Source organism: Acidiphilium sp. JA12-A1, from assembly GCF_000724705.2.
GTDB lineage: Bacteria > Pseudomonadota > Alphaproteobacteria > Acetobacterales > Acetobacteraceae > Acidiphilium > Acidiphilium multivorum.
Map to the genome: position 1 here is coordinate 1 of NZ_JFHO01000107.1, position 7,501 is coordinate 7,501.

The following is a 7,501-nucleotide window of genomic DNA, read 5'->3' on the forward strand; positions in this document are numbered from 1 at the left end:
GGATCGGGGCGCCGGTGATCCTGTTCGGCACCAGCCAGGGGACGATCGGCGCGGTGAACGGGGCGGCGCACGCGGCGGCGGGGAGCATCGCCGGGGTGGTGCTCACGGAGACGGTGTCGGTGCCGGGAAGGCTGAGCCGGATGACGGTGTTCGACGCCGATCCCGCCGCGGTGCGGGCGCCGGTGCTGATCGTCGCCAACCGGGACGACCGCTGCCCGGTCGCGCCGCCCGGACAGGCGCCGGCGGTCGCGCGGGCGCTGGGCGGCGCATCGTCGGTGACGGTGCGGATGGTCGCGGGCGGGGCGGCGGGAGACCGGCCTTGCGGCTCGCTCGGCCCGCACGGGTATTTCGGGATCGAGGGGCGGGTCGAGACGGCGATCGCCGGGTGGATCGGGACGCTGGGCCTCGAAAAAGAAAAAGGCGGTGCCTGAGCACCGCCAAGTTCAGGGAGGAAACGTCCTGGGATTTTTCTAGCACGGACGCGGGACGCGCGGATTGTTTTTGTTGCAGTGCAGCATTGCCGCGGCAGGCGTCCGGCGTGGTTCGGGGGGCGCTCAGAGCTCGCGGGCGAGGGTGGCGCGGGCGGCGGCGGCGGCGTTGATGCAGTCCGGGCTGGCCGCGAGATCGCCGGGATTGGCGGCGCAGGCGGCGATGGCGGCCTGGCGGGCGGCGGCGTGGCGGGCGAACCAGGGGACGTCGTGCGTCGCCGCCGCATGGGCCGCCGGGGCGGCGAGGGCGAGGAGGAGCGAAAACAGGATCTTGCGCGTCATGGTCTTGGTCCTTGCGTGGTGGCCTGCCCCCGATGTGCGCCCGCGCGCGCCGGCGCGGTAGGCACGGGGGCGGCAAAAGACCCTTGCCGGGACGGCACGGATGCGCGTATCCGGCGGGCTGGGATCAGGAAGATTCGGGGGCGATGCGGCGGGCGCGCAGGCGGCGGATGCGGCGGGCATCGGCGTCGAGGATCAGGAACTCGATGCCGGCGGGGTGGGAGATGATCTCGCCGCGGGTGGGCACGCGGCCGGCGAGGGTGAAGACGAGGCCGCCCACCGTGTCGAGATCGGCTTCCTTTTCCTCCTCGGTCAGGAAGTCGCCGAACCGGGTGGTGAAGTCCTCGACCGGGAGGCGGGCGTTGAGATCGACCGCGCCGTCGTCACGGTCGATCATCAGCGGGCCCTCGATCTCGTCGTGCTCGTCGTCGATGTCGCCGACGATGGTCTCGACGAGGTCCTCGATGGTGACGAGGCCGTCGACGCCGCCATATTCGTCGATGACGAGGGCGAGATGGGTGCGGCGCTGGCGCATCTGCAGCAGCAGGTCGAGGACGGGGATCTGCGGGGCGACCATCAGCGGGCGGCGGAGGATGGCGCGCAGCGAGAACGCCTCGGGGCGGCCGGTGTAGCCGACCACGTCCTTGATGTGGACCATGCCGAGAATGTCGTCGAGATGCTCGCCGAAGACGGGCATGCGGGAATGGCCCTCGCGGCGGATCTGGTCGATCGCCTGGTCCAGCGTGACGTCGGCGCGCATGGCGACGATGTCGGCGCGGGGGATCATCACGTCGTCGGCGGTGATGCCGCGCAGGCGGAGGACGTTGGCGATCAGCGCGCGTTCCTGGCGGTCGAGCCCGGTGCCGCCCTCCTCGCCGCCGGCTTCCGCGGCGGCTTCCTCCATCAGCTCGCCGATCTGCTGGCGCAGGTCGGGCTGCTCGCGCATCTTGCTGAGCAGGCGGGAGAACCAGCTGCCGCTCACGACGCGTATTTCCACGGGTTGGGGACGCCGAGGCGGTGCAGCAGGCGGGCTTCGAGGCGCTCCATGCGGCGGGCCTCGCCGGCTTCGTGGTGGTCCTCGCCGGCGAGGTGGAGGGCGCCGTGGACGACGAGATGGGCGAGGTGGTGCGCCGGGCGGCGGCGGGCGGCGCGGGCCTCGCGCAGGACGACGCCGAGGGCGAGGATGATCTCCGGCGGCATCTCGTAGGTGAGGACGTTGGTGGGCTTGTTGCGGCCGCGGTCGCGCGCGTTCAGCGCCTTCACCGTGCGGTTGTCGGCCAGGATGACCGGGCAGGCGGCGCCGGCGGCATCGAGCGCGCGGGCGACCACGCGCTCGGCGTCCGGCACGAAACGGCGCCAGCGGGGCTCGGCGATGTGGATCAGCCCCCGCAGCGCGGCGCCGCGGGGGAGGCTACTTGGAGGCTCGCTCACAGGTCCCGCGCGCGCTCGCGCTGCGCCTCCGAGCGGTGGTCGTAGGCCTCGACGATGCGGGCGACCAGCGGGTGGCGCACCACGTCGCCGGCATTGAAGCGGGTGACGCCGATGCCGGAGACGCCTTCCAGCGTCTCCAGCGCGTCGGCCAGGCCCGAGCGGCTGTGGGGCGGCAGGTCGATCTGCGAGAGGTCGCCGGTGATGACCATGCGGGTGCCCTCGCCCATGCGGGTGAGGAACATCTTCATCTGCGCCGGGGTGGTGTTCTGCGCCTCGTCGAGGATGACGAAGGCATGCGCGAGGGTGCGGCCGCGCATGAAGGCGAGCGGGGCGATCTCGATCTCGCCGGCGGCCATGCGGCGGGCCATGACCTCGCCGGGCATCATGTCCTGCAGCGCGTCGTAGAGCGGGCGGAGATAGGGGTCGACCTTCTCCTTCATGTCGCCGGGCAGGAAGCCGAGGCGCTCGCCGGCCTCGACCGCGGGGCGGGAGAGGACGATGCGGTCGACCCGTCCGGAGGTGAGCATGGCGACGGCCTGGGCGACGGCGAGATAGGTCTTGCCGGTGCCGGCGGGGCCGATGGCGAAGACCATCTCGTGGCGGGAAAGCTCCTCGATATAGGCGGCCTGGCCGGGGCTGCGCGGGCCGACCACGCCCTTGCGGGTGCGGATCGCCGGCAGGTCGGACAGCGGCAGGCGGGGCTCGGCGGCGGGATCGACCAGGCGGGCGGCGGCATCCACCTCGGCGCCGGAGATCTGCTCGCCGCGGGCGAGACGGTCGTAGAGCGCCGAAAGCGCGGTTTCGGCGGCGGCGACCTGGTCGGGCTCGCCCGAGATCGACACCCGGTTGCCGCGGCAGGCGAGCCGGACATGCAGGCGCTTTTCGAGGCGGGCGAGGTTGCGGTCGTGATCGCCGAGCAGGATGGAGAGCAACCCGTTGTCGTTGAAGGTGAGGGTGCGGGACAGCCGGGGGGGCTGGGATGTGACGATCTGGCTCAAGCGGCGATCTGCTCCTGTGTGAGACTGGCCATGAGAGAATTGGGGTTGGACTGCACGATTTTCACCGTCCGCAGGGTGCCGGGCGGTATGTCGGCATTGTCGACGACGACGGGCTGCAGGTAGGGCGAGCGGCCGGCGGACTGGCCGGGATGGCGGCCGGGGCCGGTGAAGAGGACCTCGAAGCTGCGGCCGACCTGGGCGCGGTTGAAGGCGTGCTGCTGGTCGCGCAGCACGGCCTGGAGCTCCTGCAGGCGGGCATCCTTCACCGCCTCGTCGATCTGGTCGGCGGCGTCGGCGGCGGGGGTGCCGGGGCGGCGGGAGTATTTGAAGCTGTAGGCCAGGGCGAAGCCGGTCTCGCGGACGAGCTGCATGGTCGCGGCGAAATCGGCGTCGGTCTCGCCGGGGAAGCCGACGATGAAATCGGACGACAGCGCGATGTCGGGCCGGGCCGCGCGCAGCTCGCCGGCGATGCGGCGGAACAGGTCGGCACCGTGGCGGCGGTTCATGCGGGCGAGGATCGCATCCGAGCCGGACTGCACGGGCAGGTGCAGGAAGGGCATGAGCTTCGGATTGTCGCGATGCGCGGCGATCAGCGCGGCATCCATGTCGCGCGGGTGGGAGGTGGTGTAGCGCAGCCGGGCGAGGCCGTCGATGTCGGCGAGTTCGGCGAGCAGGCGGGCGAGGTTCCAGGTGGCGCCGTCCGGCGCCTCGCCGTGCCAGGCGTTGACGTTCTGGCCGAGCAGGGCGATTTCGCGCGCCCCGCCGGCGACGAGGCGGCGGGCCTCGGCGAGGATGGCGGCGGCCGGGCGGCTGGCCTCGGCGCCGCGCGTGTAGGGGACGACGCAGAAGGTGCAGAACTTGTCGCAGCCTTCCTGGATGGCGAGGAAGGCGATCGGGCCCTGGCTGGCCTGGTCCTCGGGCAGGAGGTCGAATTTCTGCGCGGCGGGGAAGTCGGTGTCGATCACGGCGCGGCGCTTCGCCTCGATCTCGGCGATCAGCTCGGGCAGGCGGTGATAGGCCTGCGAGCCGACCACGAGATCGACATGCGGGGCGCGGGCGAGGATTTCCGCGCCCTCGGCCTGGGCGACGCAGCCGGCGACGGCGATCATCATCGCGCCGCCGCGGGACTCCTTGAGCGCGCGCAGGCGGCCGAGCTCGGAGAACAGTTTTTCCGAGGCGCGCTCGCGGATGTGGCAGGTGTTGAGGATCACCATGTCCGCATCCTGGGTGGCGACCTGCCGGTAGCCGAGCGGGCGCAGGACGTCCGCCATGCGTCCACTGTCGTAGACGTTCATCTGGCAGCCCCAGGTGGTGATGTGCAGCGTGCGGCGTGAGGCGGTCTCGGTCATTCCAGTTCATCCGGGCAAGGGTTTGCCCTGTGGATGTGCCGGGACGCCGGACGGGTCAAGCGCGGAAGAATGAGATTGCTCCCGATTCCATGATCGTAACTATCGCAGATCGTGGGGCGGCGCTGTCAAGCGGATTCCGGTTATGCTTTCGTGAAGGGGCCGGGATAGCGGCCCTGGCGGATCGCGGCGGCGCGGGCGGCGATCTGGCGTTCGAGGGTCGCGGTCAGCGCCTTGCGGCCGCCGTCGAGCTCGATCGGGTCGTCGAGCACGATGGTGGCGCGCCAGTCGTGCCGGCCGAGCTCGGCGTAGTGCGAGGCGATGTCCATGTCGCCGTACCAGGCGATGCGGGGGCGGTTGCGGCGGCAGACGGGCAGCGAATCCATCCGGTCGTAGACGATGGTGACGGGCTGGATCAGCGGCGGCGGGTCGGTCTCGGCGAGGGCGAGGAAGCTGGAGCGGAAGGGCAGCACCCGCGCGCCGTCCGACGTGGTGCCCTCGGGGAAGAGGATCAGGCTGTCGCCGGCGGCGAGGCGCTCGGCGAGCTCGGCGCGCTCGCGGCCGGCGCCGGTGCGCGCGCGGCTGACGAAGATGGTGCGCCCGGCGCGGGCGACGGCGCTGATGCCGGGCCAGCGCCCGACATCCGCCTTGGCGATGAAGCAGCCCGGCAGCACCGCGCCGAGGGCGACGATGTCGAGCCAGGAGGTGTGGTTGGAGACGAACAGCACGGGCCGCTCGTCGGTCGCGGCGGGGGTGCCGATGACCTGGAGTTCGAGGCCGAGGATGCGGGCCACGCCGCCCCAGTAGCGCAGCGGCAGCGCCCGCTTGGCGCGGCCGGGCCGGCGGATCAGCACGAGCTGGACCGGCAGCAGCGCCATCGTCCAGGCCAGCACGGCGGCGAGGCGGGCGTACATCCGCGCGCCGGAGAGTTTTTTCGTCATGGCGCGCCGGGTCATGGCGCGTCGCCGCGCAGCATCATGCGCAGGTCGGCGAGGATGGGGGCGGGGTCGGCGCCGAGTTCGTCGCGCAGCAGGTCGGCCCAGTCGCCGATATCCTCGACCTTCGTGGGGTTGTCGCGCAGCAGCTCGCGCTTGATGAACGGGTAGCCGGAGAGCAGCAGGTGGCGCCAGAGATCCGAGGTCGGGTTGAGCGGGCGGCGGCGGGCGATCGCGTCGCGCAGGCGCAGGATGTGCAGCCAGCGGGTGAGGTCGTGCGGGTCGGCGCGGCCGCCGGGCTCGATGTCGAGATAGGGCGCGAGCTGGTCGCGGGTGATCTGCCGGGTCAGCGCCTCGTAGGGCCAGAGGGCGGCGACGCGCAGGCCGGCCCGGATCATCGCCTGGGTCAGGCCGACCTCGTATTTGCCGATCACGTAGGGTTTCGACGGCGCGGGGATCACGCCGGACCAGAAGCGGCGGAAGGCGGGGCTGCGGATGGCGCGCGGGCCGAAGGCGACGAAATAGGATTGCAGGTGGTAGCGGCGCTGCCAGCTCTCGGTGAGGCCCCAGACATCGGCTTCGTCGTAGTCGAGCCGGAGCAGCATCGAATCGATCGGGCGGACCGGGCCGAAAATGCTGTCGTTGGCGATGATGATCTCCTCGGTGCCGGATCGCGGGAGATCGAGCGTCTCGATCGCGTCGCGCCAGCCGCCGAAATCGTAGCCGATGTTGCGGCGGACGAGAATGCCGGCGCAGAGGGCGAGCAGGCGGGCCTCGGCGCCGGGGTCGAGCGCGCCGGCATTGGTGACGAAGACGACCGAGCGGCCGGAGGCGGCGAGCTGGGCGATGTAGTCGAACAGCGCCTCGCGCACGCGGCCGCCGCGGTCCCAGTGCAGGAAGAGGACGACGCGGGGGCCGAGGACGATGCCGCCATCCGGCTTGCGGGCGATGACCTGGTGCGGGTTGCGCAGCCGGCCGAGCCCGGCGGCGACGGTCATGGCGGCGAGGGTCCAGGCGTGGCGGAGGGCGCGCCAGGCGGCGCGGAGCAGCTGGGCGGTGTTCATGGGGCGGGCGGGGCCAGTTCGGTCCTGAGACTGTCGGGAGCGCCCTCATAGCGCGCGAGCATCGCCCGGCCCAGGGCCGTGGCCTCGGCGGCGCGGCCGGTGCGGTGGAGGGCGATGATCTCGCCGCGCAGGGCTTCCCAGAACAGCGCCGGGGCGGCGTCGCCCTCGGCGAGGTCGGCGGCGAAGCCGCGGCGGACGGCGGCGAAGGCGCGTTCGGCGCGGTGCGGGCGGGCGGGTTCCTGCAACTCGAGCAGGCCGAGGGCGAAGCCGGCGCCGCGCAGCGCCGGGCTCGCCGCCGGAGCGAACCCGTCGAAGGCGGGCTCGACGCGGCGGCGCAGCCGGTCCGCCGCCGCGAAATCGCCTTCATGGACGGCGCTGACGAAGCGGCCGACGGCGAGGCCGGCGAGCCGGCCGGGATCGGCGCCCTCGGCATCCAGCCGGTCGAGCAGGTCGGCGAGGGCGGCGGTGTCGCCGGCGGCGGCGGCGCAGCCGGCCCGTGCCGCGAGCAGCTCGATCCGCGCCGCCGGGGCAAGGGCGGCTTCGTCGACCGGGGCGAGCAGGCGGGCGGCCTCGTCCGGCCGGCCGAGATGCAGCAGGCGGAGCGCGGCCTGGACCAGCGCGTCGCCGCGCGCGGCGGTGTCGAGATGCGGCAGGCCGTCGAGCAGGGCGGGCAGGATCGCGGGGTCGCCGGCGACGAGGGCGAGGGCGATCAGGGCGATCGCGGCGTCGTGCCCGTCGGCATCGCCGGCGGCGGCCCAGTCGGCGATCGGGGCGGATTCGGCGAGGGCGATGGCCTCGTCGTAGCGGGCGCGGTTGACCAGGGTGACGAAGGCGCCGAGCGTGATCTGCCGGCGGCGCTCGGGCGCGAGCGGCACCGCGGCGATGCGGGCGGGGGCGCGGGCGGGATCGCCGGTGACGAGGTCGAGGATGGCGAGCGCGGTAAGCGCGTCGGCCGCGGCG

General features: G+C 73.0%; 7 protein-coding genes and 2 pseudogenes. 1 reads left to right on the top strand and 8 read right to left on the bottom strand.

Features of this window, described 5'->3' with window-relative positions:
- Positions 1–431: pseudogene (locus RT91_RS17070) on the top strand (alpha/beta hydrolase); the annotation flags it as partial.
- Positions 432–554: 123 nt separating this feature from the next.
- Here the strand turns inward: RT91_RS17070 and RT91_RS17075 are convergent.
- The 8 genes and pseudogenes from RT91_RS17075 to RT91_RS17110 all read right to left on the bottom strand — a co-directional run.
- Positions 555–770 (bottom strand): EexN family lipoprotein, encoded by a 216-nt coding sequence (locus tag RT91_RS17075; protein WP_013639968.1) that lies wholly within the window; start codon positions 768–770, stop codon positions 555–557.
- 124 nt (positions 771–894) lie between these two features.
- The gene (locus RT91_RS17080) at positions 895–1,713 is read right to left on the bottom strand and encodes a hemolysin family protein (RefSeq protein ID WP_231295411.1); all 819 of its coding nucleotides are present in this window, start codon (positions 1,711–1,713) and stop codon (positions 895–897) included.
- A 32-nt stretch (positions 1,714–1,745) separates the two neighbouring features.
- On the bottom strand, positions 1,746–2,198 hold the full coding sequence (gene ybeY, locus RT91_RS17085; RefSeq protein WP_007423479.1) for an rRNA maturation RNase YbeY: 453 nt from the start codon (positions 2,196–2,198) through the stop codon (positions 1,746–1,748).
- Positions 2,195–3,196 carry a PhoH family protein gene (locus RT91_RS17090; RefSeq protein ID WP_007423478.1) on the bottom strand — a complete coding sequence of 334 codons (1,002 nt, stop codon included), beginning with the start codon at positions 3,194–3,196 and terminating at the stop codon, positions 2,195–2,197. The genes ybeY and RT91_RS17090 overlap by 4 nt, the downstream gene beginning before the upstream one ends.
- Positions 3,193–4,545: a tRNA (N6-isopentenyl adenosine(37)-C2)-methylthiotransferase MiaB gene (gene miaB, locus RT91_RS17095; RefSeq protein WP_035188685.1), complete on the bottom strand. Its 1,353-nt coding sequence runs from the start codon at positions 4,543–4,545 to the stop codon at positions 3,193–3,195. The genes RT91_RS17090 and miaB overlap by 4 nt, the downstream gene beginning before the upstream one ends.
- Before the next feature lie 140 nt (positions 4,546–4,685).
- Positions 4,686–5,498: a 1-acyl-sn-glycerol-3-phosphate acyltransferase gene (locus RT91_RS17100; protein ID WP_011942180.1), complete on the bottom strand. Its 813-nt coding sequence runs from the start codon at positions 5,496–5,498 to the stop codon at positions 4,686–4,688.
- Complete coding sequence (locus RT91_RS17105) at positions 5,495–6,541, bottom strand: rhamnan synthesis F family protein (RefSeq protein ID WP_035188688.1); 1,047 nt, start codon at positions 6,539–6,541, stop codon at positions 5,495–5,497. Before RT91_RS17105 ends, RT91_RS17100 begins: the two co-directional genes overlap by 4 nt.
- Positions 6,538–7,501: pseudogene (locus tag RT91_RS17110) on the bottom strand (class I SAM-dependent methyltransferase); the annotation flags it as partial. The pseudogene RT91_RS17110 and the gene RT91_RS17105, both read right to left, overlap by 4 nt.

Excerpts from the sequence above, each read along its gene's own strand:
- RT91_RS17075 (WP_013639968.1), bottom strand. The coding sequence starts at position 770 with ATGACGCGCAAGATCCTGTTTTCGCTCCTCCTCGCCCTCGCCGCCCCG.
- RT91_RS17080 (WP_231295411.1), bottom strand. The coding sequence starts at position 1,713 with ATGCGCGAGCAGCCCGACCTGCGCCAGCAGATCGGCGAGCTGATGGAG.
- miaB (WP_035188685.1), bottom strand. The coding sequence starts at position 4,545 with ATGACCGAGACCGCCTCACGCCGCACGCTGCACATCACCACCTGGGGC.
- RT91_RS17100 (WP_011942180.1), bottom strand. The coding sequence starts at position 5,498 with ATGACCCGGCGCGCCATGACGAAAAAACTCTCCGGCGCGCGGATGTAC.
- RT91_RS17105 (WP_035188688.1), bottom strand. The coding sequence starts at position 6,541 with ATGAACACCGCCCAGCTGCTCCGCGCCGCCTGGCGCGCCCTCCGCCAC.